The sequence below is a fragment of the Candidatus Pelagibacter sp. HIMB1623 genome, assembly GCF_052047695.1.
Lineage (GTDB): Bacteria > Pseudomonadota > Alphaproteobacteria > Pelagibacterales > Pelagibacteraceae > Pelagibacter.
Window position 1 is genome coordinate 66,889 of record NZ_JBNAJN010000014.1, and the last position, 22,831, is coordinate 89,719.

Here is a 22,831-nt window from a genome sequence, read left to right on the forward strand (position 1 = left end):
TTAATTTAATGAGTAAAATCAAGGTAAATAACCCAGTTGTCGAGTTAGATGGCGATGAAATGACTCGAATTATCTGGGAGTTTATTAAAAACAAATTAATTCTTCCATATATAGATCTTGGCATTGAATATTACGATCTTGGAATGAAAAGCAGAGATAATACAGATGACCAGATCACAATAGACTCAGCAAATGCTATCAAAAAAATTGGTGTTGGAATTAAATGCGCAACCATTACTCCTGATGAAGCAAGAGTAGAAGAATTTGATTTAAAAAAAATGTGGAGATCTCCTAATGGAACAATCAGAAACATTATTGGAGGAACGGTATTCAGAGAACCAATTATTTGTAAAAATATTCCAAAGCTAGTTCCTTCGTGGACAGATCCTGTGATTATTGGAAGACATGCTTTTGGTGATCAATATAGGGCCACAGATTTTAAAGTGCCTGGAAAAGGTAAAATGGAAGTTAAGTGGACATCAGAAGATGGAAAAGATGAAATAAAATATGAGGTATTTAATTTCACTGGTCCTGGTGTAGCACTATCAATGTATAATTTAGATAAATCTATTCAAGACTTTGCAAGATCATGCTTTAGCTATGGCTTAATTAAAAAATGGCCTGTGTACATGTCGACAAAAAATACAATTTTAAAACAATATGATGGAAGATTTAAAGATATTTTCCAAGAAGTATTCGATAATGAATACAAAGAAGAATTTGAAAAACATAAATTAACCTATGAACATAGATTAATTGATGACATGGTTGCATGTGCAATGAAATGGAGTGGAAAATATATTTGGGCATGTAAAAATTATGATGGCGATGTCCAGTCTGATACCATGGCTCAAGGTTATGGATCATTAGGATTAATGACAAGTACTCTATTAACTCCTGATGGAAAAGTGATGGAAGCAGAAGCTGCTCATGGAACTGTTACTAGACACTATAGAATGCATCAACAAGGCAAGGAAACTTCCACAAATCCTATTGCGTCTATATTTGCATGGACAAGAGGATTGGCTCATAGAGGAAAATTAGATAACAACCAAGAGTTAATTAAATTTGCTCAAACACTAGAAACAGTATGTATTGAGTGTGTTGAAAATGGATCTATGACAAAAGATTTAGCAATTCTTGTTGGACCGAACAGTAAGTTTTTAACTACTAATCAGTTTTTAGATGAAATTGATGGTAATCTTAAAAAGAAATTAAATTAAAGATTTTATTTTTTCAAAAGCATCATTGATTTTGGATTGGTCTTGACCACCTGCTTGAGCAAAGTCTTTTCTTCCACCTCCACCTTTACCTCCAATTACTTCTGAGCCTGCTTTAACAAATTTTACTGCATCAAATTTTTCAGTTAATTTTTCAGTTACACCTACAGCAATGCCAACTTTGTCGTCTTTGCTTGCAAAAACTATTACAATACCTTCACCCAATTCTTTTTTTCCTTTGTCTACAAGTTTTCTTAATTCTTTAGGTGGAAGATCTTCAACATTTTGAAATCTTACTTTCACCCCATTGATATCTTGATCATTAACTTTATTTTTGGATCGATCTTGTAATATTGAATTAACTGATAGAGTTTCTAATTGTTTATTTAAATTTTTGATTAAAACTTTTTTATCACTTTCATCTAAACTAGGTTTTCCACCAAGATCAGAGATTTGCCTGCTCAATGCATTAATTTGTTCATCATCTTTTTCAGAGGACAAATTTAACATTTTCTCTTTATTTTTAAGATAATCCTCTAATTGCTTATCTCTTAAAGCTTCTACTCTTCTAACTCCTGCAGCAATTGAAGATTGGCTAATAATTTTAAATTTACCAATATCACCAGTATTTTTTACATGGGTTCCACCACATAACTCAGTTGAAAAGTATTTTTCTCCTTCATCTCCCATTGATAATACCCTCACTTCATCTCCATATTTCTCACCAAATAAAGCCAAAGCTCCATTATCAACTGCCTCTTTAGGTGTCATAATTCTTGTGGTTACATCAGATTGTTTAGAAATCATATCATTTACATGACTTTCAATTTTTACCATCTCATCATCTGAAATTGGTTTCATATGACTAAAATCAAATCTTAATCTTTCTGGCTCAACAAGAGAACCTTTTTGAGTAACGTGTGGACCTAAAACTCGTCTTAAAGATTCGTGTAATAAATGAGTTGCTGAATGATATGCTCTTGTATCATTTCTTTTCTCAATATTGATTTTCATTTCAACATCTTGCTCTAATTTTATTGAACCTTTTTTCACTTTTCCATAATGAACAAATAGATCTCCCAATTTTTTTTGAACATCATTTACTTCAAATTCAAACTCATCCTTAGAAATCAATCCTGTATCCCCTACTTGACCTCCAGATTCAGCATAAAATGGTGTTTGGTTAACAACAATGATGCCCTCATCTCCAGAATTTAAAGTATCAACCTCTTTGTGATTTTTAAGAAGTGATTTTATAACTCCTTGTGCTTGATCATTTTCATATCCTAAAAATTCTGTAGCTCCGTGTTTTTCTTTTACACCATACCAAACTTGCTCAACTGCACTATCTCCGGATCCTTTCCAATTTTTTCTAGCAAGCTCTATACTTTCTCTCATCAACTCGCCAAATCTTTCTTTATCAAATTCTAAAGATTTTGATTTTAAAATATCCTCTGTAAGATCAATTGGGAAACCATAAGTTTCATAAAGTTTAAAGGCAATGTCACCTGGTAAAACTTTGTCTATTTTAGAAATCTCATCATTTAAAATTTTAATTCCTCTATCTAAAAGAACTAAAAATTTTTCTTCTTCCATTTTTAAAGTTTCTTTAATTAAAGACTCTGCTCTTTTTAGTTCAGGATAATTTCCTGACATTTCATTTAGTAATGTATCAAACAATTTAGAAAAAACTGGATCCTTAGCTCCTAACAAATGAGAGTGTCTCATCCCTCTTCGCATAATTCTTCGAAGTACATAACCCCTTCCTTCATTAGATGGCAACACTCCTTCAGCAATTAAAAATGAACTTGCTCTTAAGTGATCAGCAATAACTCTAAAGCTCGAAAGATTAGATTTATCTGATTTAATTTTAATTATGTCTGATGCAGAATTAATTATTTTTTTAAAATGATCTGTCTCATAATTATCGTGAGTACCTTGCAATAATGCAGCAATTCTTTCTAACCCCATTCCAGTATCAACAGATGGTTTTGGAAGATTTATTCTTTTATCTTTTTTAACTTGTTCAAATTGCATAAAGACCAAGTTCCAAATTTCAATAAATCTATCTCCATCTTCATCTTTAGTGCCAGGTAATCCACCATGTAAATGTTCACCATGATCAAAAAAGATTTCTGAACATGGTCCACATGGTCCTGTTTCTCCCATTGACCAAAAATTATCTGATGTTGCTATTCTGATAATTCTATCATCGCTAAAACCTGCTATTTTCTTCCAAAAATTGAAGGCTTCATCATCCTCATGGAATACAGTTACATAAAGTCTATTTTTATCTATTCCAAAATCTTTAGTGATTAAATTCCATGCGTAATCAATTGCTTGCTCTTTAAAGTAATCTCCAAATGAAAAATTTCCCAACATTTCAAAGAAAGTATGATGTCGAGGTGTGTAACCTACGTTTTCTAAATCATTATGCTTACCACCAGCTCTGACACATTTTTGTGAAGTAGTTGCTCTTACATAATCTCGTTTTTCTAACCCTGTGAACACGTTCTTAAATTGAACCATTCCAGAATTAGCAAACATCAATGTTGGATCATTATTTGGAACCAAATTACTAGATTCCACAATCTGATGATCATTCTTTTCAAAATACTTTAGGAAAGTATTTCTAATTTCGTTGAGAGTTTTGTCTGCCATATTTTTAAAATACAGCTTTTTTATTTTATGTCTAGATGCAGTACGGGAAAAAAGGCGCTTAAATTAAGCGCCTTTTATTAATAAAGATGACCTATTAATTCTTTTTAGATGGAGGAGTAGCTTCAGCTTTTGCTTCTTCTTCTTTTTCAGCTACTTTCTTTTCTTTTTCCAATTTTTCAGGATCTATCGGGTTTCCTTCTATTTTTTTAGATATAACACCAGCTTTTTCCCTAATTGCCATTTCTATTTCTGCAGCAACTTTAGGATTTTGAGCTAGATAAGTCTTAGCATTCTCTCTACCTTGACCAATCTTCTCTCCTTTATAAGCATACCATGCTCCTGATTTTTCAATAATATCTGCTTTGGAACCAAGATCGACTAATTCACCCATCTTGCTAATTCCTCTTCCATACATCAAATCAAATTCAACTACTTTAAATGGCGGAGCTACTTTATTTTTAACTACCTTCACTCTTGTAGAGTTACCAATAATTTCATCTTTGTCTTTGATTGCACCTATTCTTCTAATATCCATTCTAACAGATGAATAAAACTTAAGTGCATTACCACCTGATGTAGTTTCAGGACTTCCAAACATAACTCCAATCTTCATTCTGATTTGGTTGATGAAAATCATCATTGTGTTTGTGTTTGATATTGAGCTTGTTAATTTTCTTAAAGCCTGACTCATTAATCTTGATTGAAGACCAACATGATGATCTCCCATCTCACCTTCGATCTCAGCTTTTGGCGTTAAAGCTGCAACAGAGTCGATTACAATAACTGAAATAGAGCCTGATTTTACTAGCGTATCAGCAATTTCTAATGCTTGTTCACCAGCATCTGGCTGTGAGATTAAAAGTTCTTCAGTGTTTACTCCTAATTTTTTTGCATAAACTGGATCTAAAGCGTGCTCTGCATCAACGAATGCACAAATTCCACCTGCTTTTTGAGCTTCAGCAACAACTTGCAATGCTAATGTTGTTTTTCCAGATGATTCTGGTCCATAAACTTCAATAATTCTTCCTTTTGGTAATCCGCCTATACCTAAAGCTAAATCAAGACTTAAAGAACCTGTTGAAACAGACTCAATATCCATAGCTCTCTTTTGGCCAAGCTTCATTACAGAGCCTTTTCCAAAATTATCTGTAATTTGAGCTATTGCAGCATCTAATGCTTTGTTCTTTTCTTTAATATCCATTTCTTGATCTTTAGTAGATTTAACTACTTTTAGGTTACTTTTCGTCATTTTTTGCCTCTTTTTTTACGTTTTTTAACAGTCGAATCATGGTTTAAATGTACACATTTTGTTCTCATTGGCAAGATTTTTGTTTTTATTGAGTAAAAATGACTAAATTACTTAAGATTTAAATAGTCGCTATTTAAAAGTCCTACTGATTTTAAAACTCTGTATTGAGCTAACAAATAGCTTCTTTCAGCTTCAGCAAGATTAATTTTAGCATTAATTAAGTTTGACCTAGATTGAAGAACATCAAATGTAGATCTTCCTGATCCACTTTCATATTCAAAGCTAATTCCTTCAGTTGCAACTTCTGAAGCTTTAACTTGTGATTGTACAGCTTGTAAAAAGCTTCTTGAAGATTGTAAAGTTGACCAAGAAGAAGTCACTGATTGTGTATTATTTTTCTGAGCATTCTCTAATAGCAATCTTTTCATTCCCTTAGCTTGAAGATTTTTTGTTACGTTAGATTTATTCTTTCCACCAAATTGGAAAGGCCATGAAACTGTTGCTTGCAAGACATCTTTTTCTCTTTCATCATAAGTTGAACTTAAATCATCAGTATAAGTTCTCTCTAATGAAATTTTTGCAGTTGGCGAAAGATCAGATCTTGCAATTTTTACATCTAGTTCTGATTGACCGTATTCTATTTCAGCAATAATTAACTCTGGACTTTTCTCTAAAGATATTTTTTTAGCTTCACTTAAATTTTTAGGGATTGTTACTTCTGCGTTATATATTTTTTTCAATTTAGCTTCTTCAGCAATAGTACCAATTACATTTTCATAATTTAATTTACTAGTTACTATATTATTTTGAGCCTCAATATATCTTGCTTGTGCTCCAGCAAGAGAAGATTGTGATTGTGCTAAATCTGATGCAGTGATTTGTCCCCTACTTAATCTTGCATTATCTAATTCAAATTGTCTTTGTAGTAAGTTTACGTTTTCTTCATTAATATTTAATTTTTCATAAGCTAAGATTAATCCTGTATATGCTTCTATCGCTCTTAAGAATATTTCTTGTTCTTTTTGTATTAATTTTGCTTCTGTTAAATTTAACCCTAACTTACTTTTTTCATATTCTGTTTTTCTTCCGCTTCCATCAAGTAATGTTTGTTCAAGTTTAATTGAAGCTGATCCTGTATCTACATCTGCAACTGATGTATCTGCACCAGCCTGTGTGGTAATTTCATTCGTTTCCTCAAAATTTTTTTTACCTGTAAGAGTTAAAGTAGGCAATAAATCGCTTCTAGACATATTGATTACTTCTTGCTGGATTTCTAAATTTTTTCTTTCTGCTTGAAGCTCAAGATTATTATCAAATGTTTGTTTAAGTGCTTCCTTTAAAGTTGCTGAAAATGCACTTAATGGAAAAATAATTGAACAAAAGATAATTATTAAAAACTTTTTCATTTATTATATTTTATTGTCTTAATTTGATGGTTGCTATTTAAATTTAAGATAATTGTAGAATATTTTGAAGCAAATTTAAACATGTTCTGTGTAATTCTTTGGTAAGTTTGCATAAAATTAATAACATCACCTTTACTCATTATTTTATGACTAGATTTATTTTTAGTATTTAACCATAACTTATGCTCTTGTTTAAGTCTCCATTTCTGAAGTAAGCTGAAATTTTTAGCTTTTAAATAAATCAGACAATTTAACTGAGAATATAGCTTTTTGTATTTTGTCTTAAGTTGCTCATTTACATATTTTCTCCAAATAAGTTTTTGATCTTTAGTTCTTTCAAGAGAATTAATTGGTTTTTTAAGCGTTTTGCTAACTTCAGCTCTTGCACCAACACACCAACCTTCAAATATAATTACATCTGGCTGCTCTTTAATATTGTACCAATTTTTTTTAAGAGATCGGTCATCAACTGCCTTATTAAAACTTGGTAACTTTATTGATTTAAAGTTTTTACTTTTTGATTTTTTAAAGAAATCCAACATAATTTTTACATCATGCGTTCCTGGCACTCCTCTTGTCATCAACATAGGATGGACTTTATTAGATAAACTAGATCTTTCTTTTCTAGTTTTATAAAAATCATCAATAGAAATTTTAAATACTTTTAATTTAAAATATTTTTCTAAAATTATTTTTATAATTGAACTTATTGTAGTTTTACCAGTTCCTTGTCCTCCTGCCAAACCAACAAAGTAAGGTTTTTTATTATTAGCTTTTTTTGCAATCCAAAAACTCACTGGAATCAGAAAAGATTTTAGCATCTTGTCTTTATTGCTAAATTTTTCTTTTGAGGTTTCTTGTGATTTAATAAACTTTAGACAATCACTTTTAACTTTTTTAAAACACTCAGCAGTAGATTGCATTGAACTTTTATTTTTCTTGGTCCATTGGATGGTTGAGACCATCAAATTGAGCTATCTCTTTTATATCTTCAACTTTAACTTCATCAACGCAACCTAAATTAAATCCAGTCATAGTTGGTGCACTTCTTGGATTATGATGAGTGTAAATTCCACATTCTGTACAAAAATAATGTTTGGCAACTTTTGTATGATATTGATAAAGTTTTATTTTATCCTCACCTTTTGTAAGTTTAAAATCTTCATTTTTAACCATACCCATTGTTGCATTTTTTCTTTTACAAATTGAACAATTACATCTGACAATCTTTGCTAATTCATTAACTGTAGAATTAATTTCAGCTTCTACAGATCCACAATGACAACTTAGTTTCATATATCTCCTTAATTTAAGTTAAAATACTTTTTGCTGCAATCTTATTTCCATCTAAATCACGAACGTATGCATAATAATTTCCATCTTTTCTAACGCCTGGTCCACCTTCATCTGTCGCTCCTTTTGAAATCGCAACTTCGTAAAATTTATCCACTGCTTCTTTAGTGTCAGCTAACAAAGTAATTTGCGTTCCATTTCCAAAAGTTGCAGGCTCACCATTTACAGGATGTGTTACATAAAATTGAACTTTATCTGGATCACTTGAATGAGCGTAACCCAAATACTTTTCTGTTTTTAAAATTCTTTTTAATTTTAAAGGTTTAAAAACAGCATCATAAAAGTCACCTGATTTTTGATGATCATTAGAACCAACCATAACAAAATCTAAAACGTTCATAATCAAACTCAGAATTTATATATTTAAATAACCAACTTAAACTATCTATGGTTGAAGTTATCCACAAGTCCACAATATGTGGATTGGATGTTCACGTTTTGATTCACTTTTGATTCAGTTACAGACTCAAAATACAACCTATTGAGTGTATTCCATAAATAGTCTATAAACTAGAACAAAACAAGAACATGAAACTAACAATCCCTTATTATCTACATAAAGCAGGCGCTGGCTTTCCTTCTCCTGCAACAGATTATATCGAAGAAGATATCGATCTGAACATGCATTTAATAAGAAATGTTCCAGCAACTTTCATCATCAGAGTTCAAGGTAAATCGATGGTCGATGTTGGCATTAATGATGGAGATTTATTAGTCGTTGATAAAAGTTTAAAACCAAAAAACTTTTCAACAGTGATTGCAAATGTTCATGACGAACTTGTAGTTAAAACTTTAGTTCAAGAACGAGATAAAAAATTTTTAACTTCTGGTTCTAAAGAATTTTCTGACAGAATTTTAATTAATGAAGAACAAGATGTTTTTATTTGGGGAGTAGTTACTTATGTCATCCACTCAGTATACTAAAAAAATAGCACTCGTTGATTGCAATTCTTTTTATGTTTCTTGTGAAAGATTATTCAATCCTAAAATAAGAAAAAAACCTGTTGTTGTTTTGTCTAATAATGATGGTTGTATCATCTCAAGATCCAATGAAGCAAAAGCTTTAGGAATTAAAATGGGGGAACCTTATTTTAAAGCAAAAGATATTATTGTTAAGAATAATGTAAATGTTTTTTCATCAAACTATTCTTTGTATGGAGATTTATCAAGAAGAGTGATGCGAACTCTTAAAAGATTTAATTCTGAAATAGAAGTTTATTCAATTGATGAAGCATTTTTAGATTTATCAAACTTTAAAGATCAGGATGTAGAAAAAGTTGGAAAAGAAATTAGAGAAACAGTTTTACAATGGACTGGTATTCCAACGAGTATAGGGATCGCAAAAACAAAAACATTAAGTAAAGTTGCAAACCATATTGCAAAGAAAAAACAATCAGGTGTTACCAGTTTAATTGGAATAGATAATTTAGATCCTATTTTAGAAAAAGTTGAAATTAATGATGTCTGGGGTGTTGGGCGACAACTTACTAAATTTTATCAAAAGCATGGAATTTATAATGCGAAGCAACTTAAGAATAAATCTAATACATGGATAAAGAAAAGTTCCAATGTTTTAAGTTCAAGAACAGCAATGGAGCTTAGAGGGATTCCTTGTATTGATTTAGAAACAACTACTACCAAAAGAAAGAGTTGTGTAGTTTCAAGATCATTTGGAAAAAGAATTGAAACGTTCCAAGAATTAAAAGAAGCAGTTGCAAACTATTGTTTAAATGCATCTGAAAAAATTAGATCAGAATCTTTAGTTGCAAAAGCAATTACGGTATTTGTCAGAACCAGTCCTTTTCATAGAAACTTTGGTTATTATTCAAATGCAAAGACAGTTGATTTTCCTATTGCAACAAACAACAGTATTGAAACTGTTAAAACTGCAGTTTCAATTCTTGAGAGTATATTTAAAAATGGTTATCGCTATCAAAAAGCAGGTGTAATGCTAACAGGATTATCGAATGCAAGTGATAAAACAAATTTATTCACTTCTGAAAAAGATGAAAAAATAAATAGCTTAATGAGATCTATTGATAATACTAATCACCGATATGGAAGATCTACCTTAAGTGTTGCAAGTGCTGGTGTTAATAAAAAATGGAATATGAGAAGACAGTATTCTTCTAAAATAGATACTGCTGATTTTTATTGTTTACCAACGATTAGAGCTTAATTAAAAGGGTCTAGGATTTTGTGGATAGCCAAGATTTTCACAAGTTGCTGGTTTATCACCGTCACCAGACGGAATACAAAAATTAACAGATATTGCTCCATGAACTTGAGAGTTGTTAGTTAGTTGACTAATAATTTCATCACATCCACTCCATAAATCATCACATTTATCTGCTTTTCCAACATTAGAGTAACGAATGACAGCATTTTTAACTTCTAAACCTTGATCAGTTGCATCTGTCATATAATTTCTATAAGGACCGAATTTAAACCTTACTCTTGAAGCTCCTCCTAAAACATCTCCAAAGTAACTAGATCTTAATTTTCCATCAATCCATAAATGTAAAAACCCATCTTTAGCCCATTTTGCATTAATTAGTAGGTTTACCCATTTACCTCTTAAAGGAGAAAATCTATCATCAAGATGAATTCCATAACTGTCAAAGTAATATTGTTCTCCGCCCTCATTTGGTGCCACTTTATAATTTGTGTCATTCCACATCCATAGAATACTATTATTATTTATGTTGAATGATGGTCCTACTGCCTTTTCTCCTTTACCATAAATCATTTTAAAATCAAATAAAGAGATATTATGCTTTGATGTATTAAAATTTTTAGGAATAAAATAGCCAACTCGATACCATTTTGTTTTTCCTTTTTTAGTTGTGTATTTCAATGGTTCCATAATTTGAAATCTCTGAGCAAAACCTGGTCTGCTCCATCTACTCCAATCTAATTTATCACCTACATCAGTGTAGCTTAAATTGAATTCAATTCCTTTTTCTGCAACTCCCATACGGTCTTCAAGATTATCAAAAAACTTATATAGTCCAGGTCTGTTAGGAACATTTCTAAGATTAAAAACCATTTTATTTTTAGATTGATTTCTAAGGACATAATTCGCAAAATCTTTCTTCTCCTGCTTTTTCATATTTGTATGCCATTTACCAGCGTACGAATATGATGGAATTAACAAGAGAGATAGAAGAATGATTATAATTTTTTTCATTTTATTTAGAAATTAACATTGGATGTAATGTGAATACCCTAGAAGGTTCTGATTTAATTTTTGGTAAGTATTCATTCTTATAAGTATCACTGTATTTTTTGATCACTATATCAGAATTTTTATAATCTGGAAATTTACTTACATAAACCATCAAATAAGTTGAGGATTTTATAAAACTTTTTGAGGGTTTTTCAATAGAACCCCATCGATCGCCTCCTCCTGGACATGAGATTGCATATTTTTGATTTGTTTTTGATGGATCCATTATCCCTTGAATTATAAAATCTGCTCCATTGTGTAAACTTCTGCCATCAACTTCATAATTAAATAAATCTTTACCTGTTGCATCTTTTAATAGGGATGCCATCATTAATAGATATCCATAGCTATCAGAATTATATTTTAGACCCATACCACTTCTCTGGGTATCAATTGGAAAACTTCCATCAGGTCTCATGTCATGGATCGCTAATTTAACAACATCAATAGAGTGCTGAACTGCTTTTAAGTCATCAGTCATCAATCCCCAAATTAAAGTTATATATGAAGTTAGATAAGCTTTGTTATCTTGTCTATTCATCCAACTACTTTTTGCAACTTTTCTAACAAGCTTATTTAACCAAGGTCCTAATATTTTTCTCTCTTCAGCATCAAAAGTATCTGCAATTACAGCTGTTGTTGTTAAGATTGAGTTTATTAAAACCATCATTTGCCAATCTACTGGTTTATTACCCCACGAAACATTGATGCCTTTCCTTAAAGCATCTTTTTTAGCCCAATCTAATATTACTGATTTTATTTTATCAATATTTTCATCAGAATTTCCAACTCTTCCTATGTATGCTGCTTCTTGAAAGTAATCAGTAGCAGAATTAGCCTCTAAAACTTCTTCACCATAACTTTCATTCAATTTAATTATCTCCAAAGGTTTTGGCGCTCTTTTTAAACTTACTTTATGTTTATCTTGCTCTGCAAAATTATAAAATGGAGAGACCCAATTTTTATTTTTAAAGTAATCTTCTTTCTGTTTTTTCAACTTATAACCAAAACCTTTTCCAAACTCTGGATGCTCAAAACATTCTTTTGCTGTTTCATGAATATTCCACATAGCTTTAGTTTTGCTTTTAGATAAAACTTTTTTTGGTTTTGTGGTTAAATCAAGATCATCATAGCTATTTAAATTTTTTGAATAACTAGTATTGGTTAAAATTAATACAATTAAAGTAAAAAATACTCTTTTCATTTAATTAATATTTTTATCTAGATTGGTTAAAAGCTCTCTCTTTTGATCATCACTTAACTGAGGAATGTTTGCTAAAATCGGTCTTGCTTCAAAATTTAAATCTTTAAGCAAGGTATCTATTCCTATTTCTATAATTTTGGGCTCAGTAATATCCCAACCAGCAATATATCCATTTTCTCCCCTGCATTCTTGAAAGCTAGGAATTGAAGTTTCGTCCAGACCTCCAAATTTATATCTATCCACTAAACTGGCTCTATTTGCGGGAAAATTAAATCGAGAATAATATTCTAAACACATGCTTATTGGGAATTTAAGCCCATCCCATTCAACTAAAATATCGTAATCAATCCAATCATCTCCATGTTTTATATATTTATAAGCTACTAAAGATGCTCCTGATCTTTTCAAGAATATTGGTCTATCAATATTTTCAAATCCATTTAAATCAAAATTTTCTAGTTTTTTATCTTTGATAAACTTTTTAAATTTTTTTGAGGAATCAGTTGGTTTAGATTTCCCACGAGCAATCTCAAAATTATCAAAAAAAGTACTTGGATCATCTTTATACATTTTATCATCAACAATTTTGATCGGATTACCTGCTTCTTTGTATTTGATGTGTTTAAAATTCATTCCACCTTCATTTTTTAGTATTGAACCCGCTTTTAATTTAAGACTACCTGGACGAACTAAAACAATGTCAGTTAAATTATCATTATCAAGATCTGAAAATCTTATTTGATCAACAAAACTATTCCATTCATTTCCCTCATGTTTTGGCACATAGTCTTTTGGTGGATTTACTAAAATGTAAAATTTAGAATTAAATTTATTTTCACCTAAATTTTCTATAACCTGAACTCCAGTACCAACATACAATTCCCCCGCTCTAGATACGACAATATCTAAGTCACCATCCTTATCTAAATCCCAAAAAGAAACTTCTGGTACTGTGCCCCAGTTTCCTTCAGGGACAGGTAGTTTAATTTTCTTTTTAAATTTACCTTTGCCGTTATTCAATGCTATACCTGTTAATGTTCCCTCATACTCATGAGCTCCATGAACAATATCTAAATCTCCATCATTATCAAAATCACCAAGTTCAATTCCAAATGCATTGATAGATCCACATTTTTTTATCTTCATTTTACCAGTGCCATCATTGTACAAACACTGCAAAACCCCTTTTAAATCTGTTAAAACAATATCTATATCTCCATCATTATCGATATCACCTACAGCTCCACCATGATCAAAAATTTTAAACTTCTTTTTAGATAAATGAGTCGATGAACTTTCTAACCAAGTTCCATTTTTTTGACTTAAGAAATAACTATCTCTAAAACCATCATAATTTCCACCACCAATTCCATGATCTGCTAAATAAAAATCTAATATTCCATCATTGTTAAAATCAGCTATCAGTTGCTGACGAGATAAACTTTGACCAGAAGGATTTCTGTTATCAATTATAAGTTTTGAATTATCAATGAAAGACCCATCCTTTTGACCCAAATAAAGTGTCGGTCCTGGCATATCCCCTTCACATTTCTTACCACCACATGCTCCTGCTGTAGTTTTGCCACTTGTCTTAATATTAGTCGGACGCATTGTCCCTGAGTATAAAAAATCTTTTACTCCATCATTATTAAAGTCGTGGTAGTTCCATCTGTGACCGAAATAATATCTTTGCTTTGTTATCCCAGGTCTAGACTGTCCAAAAACAGTCATACCACCATAATTTTCAATAAAAATTCCTGCTTGAGGTTTGTCTTTGGCAAAAACATTATTTGAAAAAACTAATACAAACAGAATAATTATTATTTTTTTCATAATCATTGCCCAAAAGCAACTTGGCTTAAATAATGCACATAGCAACCTGTATCTCCTGATCCTGAGAGATCAGGATACGTTTGCTTACATTTCATTAACGCTTTTTTCTCTACTTCTACTTTGCTTTTCCCTCTAACTTTATAAAGGTATTTTGGATCATCTTTATTTTTAACTACAACGATAAACTCTACATTATTTTCTGAATCATTGGATGGCATATTTAAATCTTTTTCTGAAATAATGTCAGGTTCAGTTTTTCCATCTTGTCCAAGAGTATCACAAGAATAACCAAGTCTTTCTAATTTTAGTTTTTTACAAGATTTTACTCTCCACAATTCATCATAATAAACAACTATTGGATTTGAAATATCTGCATCGGTATATCCAGATCCTGGAGCTCTTTCATTATAAAGACCGTATTGAAATGTTACTTTATATTTGCTGCCATATTGTCTTGCTTTATGCATAGTTTGACCAGAGTAATTAACTTTTTGTTCTCCGTTAATCCAAAGTTTAAAAAATCCTTTTCCACCTTCTTCAATCGTTTTTTGATCCCATTTTACGTTAACAATAAAATCTAACCATTTACCTCTGTAAGAATAAAACTCCTTAAGTGACATTAAATTATATTTATAATATTTAGTTTCACACCAATGGAATTTAGCATCCCCAGCCATTTTTTCTATAACTACACTGCTACCCCCACAAGCATTAAAACTTTTTACAGTTCCACCTGTTACAGAATTATATAATTGATAACCACTAGATTTATCATCATTAAATAATTTAAACTCCCATAATGAAGGCATTGGACCTTGGTTGGAGTGAAACTGCCCCATACCTGTCTTTTTATGATAAAGTACATAATCTTTAGGAATATAAACTGACCAAGCAATCCAATATTCGGATTTATTTTTCATTTGAAAATCATCATTTAGAAAAACTTCTGATCTTATCACTGACTCAGCAGCTTTTGCACAATCAGAACCATCCTTATCTGTACAATCAGATCTTAATTCAAATCTTTGAGAAGTGTCACCATGTCTAACTGGTTCACCATTTTTTTTATAAGATACTCTGTAAACATATTGAATTTTACCCTCTTTAATTAGTTCTTTTAATTTATTGGATGAGCTAAATTTCCAACCTTTTATTGTCGTATCCTTACTTTTAATACCAACGTTTTTTTTCAACGAGTCATGTTTTTCTTTAGAAAATGCTGCATTGTAAAGCAATAAGCTTAGAACCACAATCCCTAAAAGTTTTTTCATAATTCGAGATTACCAAATCCTGAAACTAGAGTCGAATTACTACTCTATATTTTTTAAAACTCTAAAGTTTTTGAGGACCCATCTTTATATGTAAACTCTACTTTTTTTTCAGAAATACTTTTAATTGAGGTGAATCCATCATATTCAGCTATAAATTCATTTAATTTTTTTCTACTCTTCTTGCTCATTTTTTTTCCTGGTGCATTCACGCCAACATCAATAATTAATTCAGCTCCATTTAAAAAAGCACTTACATATGCTTTTATTGGATCACCACATGTCATTGCTTCTGTAAGCCAAATGGGTTTATCAATATTTACACTTTTTAATAAATCAGCAAATTCATCTACCCAAAGCTGCTTATCGCACTGACCATCTGGACCGCTTATGTGATGAATGTTTGCGATATCAAAATGATCTTTAATTTTTGGCAAAGCTGATTTCCAATACTTTTTATTTTCTGGAAACATTCCAGCTGCTCCAGCCATAACAATTACTGCATCAGGTTGCTTTTCTTTAATTATTTTTGAGGAAAAATTAAAAATTTCAACAAAGTCTTCCTCGCTCCCCTTAAAAAACATATTAAACTCTGGCTCATTCATTACATCCCAATATTTAATTGGTTCAGTTAATCCAGGCATATCATTTAAACCATCGCCATCATAACGATCGACTAATTTTATTAGAAAATTTTTATAATCATCCATCGAGCAAGGTTTACTTAAATATTTTGTAAAATGTTTTCCAAAAGGACTTCTTGCCTTTTTTCTTTTACAAGATTTTTGATCCCAATTTGTGTGAGGCCAAATCGTTGCTAATATTGTTTGATCATGCTCTTGTGCATAAACAACATACTGATCCACATCTTCCCAAAAGAATTTTCCTTTTTTGCTTTCAATATGATTCCAAATAAAAGGTCCCGGATGAGGTCTGACCCACTGACCATCCTTACCTCGCATTTTTTCATCGCGTATTTCAGTTAACTCTCCAAATCTAGATTCAGAATTTGCGATATTTGTTAAAAATAAAAATGAAAATAGTATTATTGCTATTTTCTTCATTTACCTTTTTTAATTACAGAATGTGCCAGTTTTTTCCAATTATAATTATTATGAATAGCATTTATTACAATTATCCGTCCACGATCAAAATCAATCATTATTGATTGACCACCATTTCCATCCATTCCCATTACAGCTCTGTCTTTCATTCCTGTATATCCAGTGTGAAAAAAGCCTGCATATTGTTTAGGATTGAACCAATTACTATTATTGTCTACAGTTCCTTGGTAATTTTTATTCACTCTATTATTAAAAACTGTTTTAAGATATTTCCCAACACAAGTATCATTTTGCCAATCATCCAACATTGCTTTTGCAATTCTTAAATAATCATATCTTGTAGCCCAAAAATGACTATCCAATATTCCATCTTCATAAGTTGCAATTCTATCTTCATAATTTTTTTCATACTTCTTCGTTCTAAATTGAACACTATGTTTAATTTTAGCTTTTTCTTTAAAAGTTTTATCTAATATTTTTTGATAATCTCCATTAGACTTGAACCATATATAGTTATTTATCAAATGTGGAGGTAATCCACTATAATTCCATTTTTGTTTCTTTTTTGTAGAATTTTTAAAAACTTCTTCCATAAGATATTTAATTGTATAATTGCCTGCTGTGTTTCCAGTTTTTTTAACTCTCTCATTAACATTTATATATTCTTGATCTCCAGCAGACATATTAATTACATCAATTATTTTTTGACCATCATAAAGTGTATTTTTTATTAGTGGCCAATCATCGATTTTAGAATTTACTCCATCAATATACCCTTCGCAGACTGCATTTCCTAAAACATACGATACAATTGTTTTGCCGACTGATGATGAAAAAAGTTTAGCCTCTTCATGTAAAAGAATACCAAATCGATCTTCAGGACTTTTCTTGTCTACGGTTATTTTACCATTTTCAAATAATAGATAGCTCATTAAAGCTGATTTCTTTAATTCTTTATCTACCTTTTTGTCTTCACGTAAATCGAGTTCAAATTCATATGGTTTTGATGAAGCTTCCGTTAACCATTTTCCGCCCATCAAATCTGCTTTTTTACTTCTTACAAATCCATAATATAATAAAGTATCATCACTAATTTTTTTTGCATTCCACGGAATTGAGTCACGAATTTTACCATCTTTTTTTTTAAAAAATTTGATTTTTAGATTATTTATAATTTGAGGTTTATGACATTCAAGCCAGAACCACTCGTTAGTTTTAACCTTTGGTTCATCAACAAGACCGACCTTTGGTAATTTTAAACCATGTTTTTGAATTAATTTTTTGCATCCTTCTTTTTGTTCAATATTTACATACTGAGTATGACCGTTGTCTAATAACCACTTATTAAACTCGTTAAGATATTTATCATTTGCAACAACATTGTTGGACAAAAATACAAAGCTAAAAATAATAATTATAATTTTTTTCATAATAAAATAATATTACTTCACAAAAGTATCATTAAATTGACTAGATACTCTTACAAAAGTAGTACATTTACTTAATTGTTTTAATGATGGTGCTCCTACATAAGTACAGCTACTTCTAACACCACCAAGAATATTTAAAACTGTATCGTTTATTTTGCCTCTATATTTAACTCTAACTTTTCTTCCTTCACTACTTCTATAATCTGCTAAACCACCATAATGTTTTTTATTGGCAACTTCTGAGCTTGATCCATAAAATTCAATATATTTAGAGCCATTTACTTTTACTATTTTTCCTTTTCCCTCATCATGACCTGCCAACATTCCACCTAACATTACAAAGTCTGCGCCACCTCCAAAACCTTTTGCAACATCACCTGGACATGTGCATCCTCCATCAGCAATAACATGCGCGCCAAGTCCATGAGCTGCATCTGCACATTCTATAACTGCACTTAATTGTGGATACCCTACTCCAGTTTGAATTCTTGTTGTACAAACACTTCCGGGTCCTATTCCAACTTTAACAATATCTGCACCACTTAGGACTAATTCTTGTGTCATGTCTGCGGTAACAACATTTCCAGCAATAATAGTTTTTGTTGGGTATTTTTCTCTCACTGATTTAATAAAATTTGTAAAATGCTCTGAGTAACCATTTGCAACATCAATGCAAATGAATTTGAAAAAACTAAATTCTTTCAAAACCTTATCTAAGTTTTGAAAATCTTCTTTTTTAATACCAACACTAAGTGCGATATTAGGATAGATTTTTTTAATATTTTTGTTTTGTTTTATTTTTTTTACATCATGTTGTTTTGTTAAACAGGTAATCATTTGATGATCATTTAATTTTTCAGCTATACTTAATTCACCAACACCATCCATGTTGGCTGCCATAATAGGAATGCCTGACCACTCGTTTTTACTATATTTAAATCTATAAGTTCTAAGTAGATTGACGTCTTTTCTACTTTTTAAAGTACTTCTCTTAGGTCTAAATAAGACATCAGAGTAATCTAGCTTAAGCTCTTCTTCTATTCTCATAAATCAAAATGCTATTATTTATAAAATACTATTTCAATTCAAATTACAGGCTGTGGATAAGTTTTGAAGTTTTTTAAATAAGTATCAAATCTTTATTTTAAAAAATGACAGTTGGCCTCAACAACTGTCCATGAAGCATCCCCAAACATCCTTTTACCAATATTATTATAATGTCTTACAAAACCTAATTGATATTTGTTTAGGTCTTCTGGATTTTTGACCCACTGCTCAATTCTTTTTATATTTTCATGATTTGGAAATCTTGTGGCATAAGCATAAAACCAACCCCAATTAGAACTTCTCCTAATTTTTAAATCTTGATTTTTATAATCTTTTGCAGGACCAGGTGCTTTCATTTCTTTTGCATACTTAAAAACAATTTCATTATTTTCTGTAAAATCTATAAAAAATTTTACTAGATTATGAAAATTTTTTCCCTTGCCTTTATGATCATATTCCCAAATATTATATCCTTGATGTTCAGCAATAATTGCAATTGCTGTAAGTGCATTCATAGCTCTTCCTTGATAGAACATTGCTCTTCCACCTCGTCTAACTTCTATAGGTAAACTTCCATTTTTTCTTTGATACCTAATGGCGTGCTCAAAATTTTTAAATGCTTTTCTAAAAAGTTTATGATCATTCAAAATTATTCCTAACTGCATATGAGAAATCGCAGAAGTAATAGCATGATTATGGGCGCTCATTGGAACTCCTCTTGCGCCTGTACTATCTCCGTATTTCTCACCATACATTAAATGCTCTCCTCTTTTGACAGTTCTTGTAAACCAGTCTTCAATTAATTTTTCTTCTTCAGACGTAAATTCAATTAATTGTCTTGCAAAAGAATAAGCTGACATCATTGGATTATTTATATGTAAATTAATAGTTAACGTATCGTTCCATAAATCACCTGATTTTAATCTTTTTGGAGCATCTGCTTTAGCCCATTTTAAAATAATTTTTTTTACTATTTCGCATGATTGAACATTACCACCACTGCAAGGAATACTGTATTGCTCAAAGTTGCTTCTAACTTGATCAAATCTATCATCTAAACCATATCCTGTAGGAGCATCTAATTTTTCAATTGGATCAATTTTTTGAACAAAGGCATGATATGCAGGTTCTGAACACTCACCCTTGTTGGTTTGAATTGGAAAAATTATTTTTGGATTACTAACTGTCGCTTTCTTTTTTATTGATTTAAAATCATTAGCTAAACTTAAATTTGGGAAAAAAAGTAATACAAATATAATTAGTAACTTTTTCATTAAGCTTTAAAAAGCTTATCCGATAAATTTTGTAAATCTTCACCCCAGAAAACGTCTTTTTGAATTCTTTCAAATTCAACATCAAACACTGTTGACATGGCAGAAGCATATATAGATCTTGCATCTACTGTTGCATTTAAATCTCTACCTTGAAATAATTCTTTTTTCTTTAAACCTGGCCAATCTGCATGAACTTCTGATTTTTTAATCAAACCTCCTGCCATTAAAACTGCTGTTCCATAGCCATGCTCTGTTCCATTTCCACCATTTTGCTTAATAGTTCTTCCAAATTCAGTGAGAGTTAATATTAAAGTATCTTTAAAAGCGGATCCCATAGAAGCTTTTAATCCCCTTAATATTTGATCATACTCCCTTAAACAATCTGCGTGAGTTCCATGAACTCCTCCTTGAGCAGCATGCGTATCAAACTCTTCAACTTGAAAGACTGCAACTCTAGGTCCATTAGGATCGGAAAGTTGTTGACCTGCCTCTCTTGCTAAAGAACTATTATTATTTCCAGCATAAGAATTAAATTTTCTTTTTTTAACCATAGATAATGTTGCACTCAAATCACTCTCTGAATATTGTTCAAACTCTCCCTCAATAATATTTAAAAGTCCTTTATTAGGCAAAGAGGACTTAATTGGATAATAGTTATCATTCAGTGGGACACCTCTTATCAGTAGTGGCATTGGAAGCGAAAGTGCTAAACCATTTCCTGTTAAGCCTGCAAGCTTCATCCCTCTTCCGAGCCAGCCTGTTTTGTGTTTATATGGCACTCTTCCACCCGTCATCATTAAGTTTTGGCCTTCAAAGTGAGATCTTTCCTTATAAGGAATGCTAGTTGCATGAAACACAGATGCATTATTTTGATCCCACAAAGATTTAAAATTTTCTAATGCTGGATGTAAATCAAAATCAGAGGTTAAATCTAAAGTCTTATCTAAATTTATTTTACTTCTTAATTTTTGAAAATTTTTATCATCTTTTACAGGAACAGCACAAAGCCCATCCATTCCACCTTGTAACATGATGACAACCAAATTTTTCTTATTTTGACTAGCGAAAGTTGGTAGTCCGAACCCAGCAAAATACAAAGATGTCATTGCTGTGGTTTTTAAAAAATCTCTCCTATTTATTTTCATGCTCTTAAAAACTCCGGATGGTTAAATAACAATATCTGTTTTTCATAAAGTTTATTAGTTTTTTCAAGGTATTTTAATATTTTTTCAGGGTTATCAAAATTTTTGTTAACTATTTTTTCATAAAACTCTAAATTATTATTTTCAGATCTTGTTAACTCATAAGTATCTTTTGCATATACTAATCTCCTAATTAAAAGTTCTGGAGATATCCAATCAATCGCCAAATCAGAAAATCCATTTGGTTGTGCTGCTCTAAAAGGATTGTGTCCTAAATCATTAAGTTTCCACTCTGGCTTTCTATATATGCCCAAAGGTTTATTACCTAATTCGTATGTATCCATAAGTTTTGGTGATGGTGGCCATTTAAAATCTGACAATTTAGACATTTGAATAAACCAATTTTCTGGATTTTGAAATTTTTTGTATTCATCATTATATTCAAATGCCACTTTGATCGCTGCTTTATGAATTTCAGGTAAAAAACCATCAGAGTCTTTAAAAGCTTTAATGATTGGTTTTTTCATTTCCTCGGTAGGTTCATCAGTAATTAAATGTCTACATAATTTTGTAGCAATAAAATCTCTACAGTTTGGATGATGAACTAAATCTTTGATCACAGCGGCTAAACCTTTTCTTCCACTTTTATATTTTTTTCCAAATACAGTTTTTTTTCCAGGTTGATGAACATCACTTGCAAATTCAACTTTTTTAGTATCATCAGTTGATTTACTCCAACCAAGTCTCCAGCCAGTCATGATGTAGGCTAATTGTGTTATGTCTTCTTGAGTATAACCAGCTGCTGGTGAAACAGTATGAAGTTCTAATAATTCTCTTGCATGATTTTCATTAATTGTTGCTGGTTTCTTTTTTTTTCTTCTCCATTCTTCTTTTCCTGATTTACTTTTTGGACCTTCATTATCACTATTATCTAGATTTCTTATCATTGCCCAGGATGTTGTTGCATCATAAACTAACTTTTCAAAAGATTGATTTAAGTTCAACCTGATGCTTTCTCTGTGGTAAGGTCCTGTATGATAGTTTGGTAAAAAATCTTTATCAACAATTGCAAAATGATTTGCCCAAAAAAACCATAATTTTGCAAGCACAGGAGATTGACTTTGTAATGCCTCGGTATGCCTAATACTTATTTCAAGTGACTCCCAAAATCTTTGTCCTGTTTTGTGTCTTAATAAATTTTTATTAGCTTTATAAAGATTTTTGTTATCCTTAAATTTTTTTCTAAGTTTCATCTCCTCAACACGCCATTCACGTGAGTATATTTCTCTCATTTCTTTTTCAGAATGAATTCTACCTTTCCACGCTAAGTCTGGGACATCATCTAGTTGATTTAGAGCCCAATTAAGTGGGTCTGAAGGTACTTCTTCATTTGGACCAATTCCAAAAGCAACTTTTCTAAAAAAGTTTTTCATTATCAAAAATATAAATAA

19 protein-coding genes are annotated in these 22,831 nt (G+C 30.9%); 3 read left to right on the plus strand and 16 right to left on the minus strand.

Going from position 1 to position 22,831, the window contains the following annotated elements; genetic code table 11:
- Positions 1-8: 8 nt before the first annotated feature.
- Positions 9-1,223: an NADP-dependent isocitrate dehydrogenase gene (locus tag ACTTBN_RS07505; RefSeq protein ID WP_440681813.1), complete on the plus strand. Its 1,215-nt coding sequence runs from the start codon at positions 9-11 to the stop codon at positions 1,221-1,223.
- Here ACTTBN_RS07505 and alaS read toward each other — a convergent pair.
- The 6 genes from alaS to ACTTBN_RS07535 all read right to left on the minus strand — a co-directional run bounded on the left by alaS (position 1,215) and on the right by ACTTBN_RS07535 (position 8,229).
- A complete protein-coding gene (gene alaS / locus ACTTBN_RS07510; RefSeq protein ID WP_440681814.1) occupies positions 1,215-3,881 on the minus strand; it encodes an alanine--tRNA ligase in 2,667 nt (888 codons plus the stop codon). The genes ACTTBN_RS07505 and alaS overlap by 9 nt on opposite strands.
- Positions 3,882-3,975: 94 nt before the next feature.
- Positions 3,976-5,130, minus strand: a complete 1,155-nt coding sequence (gene recA / locus ACTTBN_RS07515) for a recombinase RecA (protein ID WP_440613910.1) — start codon at positions 5,128-5,130, stop codon at positions 3,976-3,978.
- Between the two features lie 107 nt (positions 5,131-5,237).
- Positions 5,238-6,536: a TolC family protein gene (locus ACTTBN_RS07520; protein ID WP_440681815.1), complete on the minus strand. Its 1,299-nt coding sequence runs from the start codon at positions 6,534-6,536 to the stop codon at positions 5,238-5,240.
- Positions 6,533-7,459 carry a uridine kinase gene (locus ACTTBN_RS07525; protein ID WP_440681816.1) on the minus strand — a complete coding sequence of 309 codons (927 nt, stop codon included), beginning with the start codon at positions 7,457-7,459 and terminating at the stop codon, positions 6,533-6,535. Before ACTTBN_RS07525 ends, ACTTBN_RS07520 begins: the two co-directional genes overlap by 4 nt.
- A 7-nt stretch (positions 7,460-7,466) precedes the next feature.
- A complete protein-coding gene (locus ACTTBN_RS07530) occupies positions 7,467-7,832 on the minus strand; it encodes a GFA family protein (RefSeq protein ID WP_440681817.1) in 366 nt (121 codons plus the stop codon).
- A 13-nt stretch (positions 7,833-7,845) separates the two neighbouring features.
- A complete protein-coding gene (locus ACTTBN_RS07535; RefSeq protein WP_440681818.1) occupies positions 7,846-8,229 on the minus strand; it encodes a VOC family protein in 384 nt (127 codons plus the stop codon).
- 188 nt (positions 8,230-8,417) lie between these two features.
- On the opposite strand from ACTTBN_RS07535, the gene ACTTBN_RS07540 reads away from it, so the two are divergent.
- Positions 8,418-8,813 (plus strand): LexA family protein, encoded by a 396-nt coding sequence (locus ACTTBN_RS07540; protein ID WP_075506508.1) that lies wholly within the window; start codon positions 8,418-8,420, stop codon positions 8,811-8,813.
- A complete protein-coding gene (locus ACTTBN_RS07545; protein WP_440681819.1) occupies positions 8,791-10,068 on the plus strand; it encodes a Y-family DNA polymerase in 1,278 nt (425 codons plus the stop codon). The genes ACTTBN_RS07540 and ACTTBN_RS07545 overlap by 23 nt, the downstream gene beginning before the upstream one ends.
- Here ACTTBN_RS07545 and ACTTBN_RS07550 read toward each other — a convergent pair whose 3' ends face one another.
- The 10 genes from ACTTBN_RS07550 to ACTTBN_RS07595 form a co-directional block, all read right to left on the minus strand.
- The gene (locus ACTTBN_RS07550) at positions 10,069-11,079 is read right to left on the minus strand and encodes a heparin lyase I family protein (protein ID WP_440681820.1); all 1,011 of its coding nucleotides are present in this window, start codon (positions 11,077-11,079) and stop codon (positions 10,069-10,071) included. It lies immediately after the preceding gene.
- A 1-nt stretch (position 11,080) separates the two neighbouring features.
- Positions 11,081-12,322, minus strand: a complete 1,242-nt coding sequence (locus ACTTBN_RS07555; protein ID WP_440681822.1) for an alginate lyase family protein — start codon at positions 12,320-12,322, stop codon at positions 11,081-11,083.
- A complete protein-coding gene (locus ACTTBN_RS07560; RefSeq protein ID WP_440681823.1) occupies positions 12,323-14,155 on the minus strand; it encodes an FG-GAP-like repeat-containing protein in 1,833 nt (610 codons plus the stop codon).
- Positions 14,156-14,157: 2 nt separating this feature from the next.
- Positions 14,158-15,426, minus strand: coding sequence for a heparin lyase I family protein (locus ACTTBN_RS07565; protein WP_440681824.1), 1,269 nt, complete (start codon positions 15,424-15,426; stop codon positions 14,158-14,160).
- 53 nt (positions 15,427-15,479) lie between these two features.
- On the minus strand, positions 15,480-16,487 hold the full coding sequence (locus ACTTBN_RS07570; protein WP_440681825.1) for a hypothetical protein: 1,008 nt from the start codon (positions 16,485-16,487) through the stop codon (positions 15,480-15,482).
- Positions 16,484-17,917, minus strand: a complete 1,434-nt coding sequence (locus ACTTBN_RS07575) for a hypothetical protein (RefSeq protein ID WP_440681826.1) — start codon at positions 17,915-17,917, stop codon at positions 16,484-16,486. Before ACTTBN_RS07575 ends, ACTTBN_RS07570 begins: the two co-directional genes overlap by 4 nt.
- 12 nt (positions 17,918-17,929) lie before the next feature.
- Positions 17,930-18,964, minus strand: coding sequence for a GMP reductase (locus ACTTBN_RS07580; protein WP_440633861.1), 1,035 nt, complete (start codon positions 18,962-18,964; stop codon positions 17,930-17,932).
- A 92-nt stretch (positions 18,965-19,056) separates the two neighbouring features.
- Positions 19,057-20,238 carry an alginate lyase family protein gene (locus ACTTBN_RS07585; RefSeq protein WP_440681827.1) on the minus strand — a complete coding sequence of 394 codons (1,182 nt, stop codon included), beginning with the start codon at positions 20,236-20,238 and terminating at the stop codon, positions 19,057-19,059.
- Positions 20,238-21,383 (minus strand): DUF1501 domain-containing protein, encoded by a 1,146-nt coding sequence (locus ACTTBN_RS07590; RefSeq protein ID WP_440681828.1) that lies wholly within the window; start codon positions 21,381-21,383, stop codon positions 20,238-20,240. Before ACTTBN_RS07590 ends, ACTTBN_RS07585 begins: the two co-directional genes overlap by 1 nt.
- Entirely contained in the window at positions 21,380-22,813 is a 1,434-nt protein-coding gene (locus tag ACTTBN_RS07595) for a DUF1800 family protein (protein ID WP_440681829.1), read from the minus strand. The genes ACTTBN_RS07590 and ACTTBN_RS07595 overlap by 4 nt, the downstream gene beginning before the upstream one ends.
- Between the last annotated feature and the right edge of the window lie 18 nt (positions 22,814-22,831).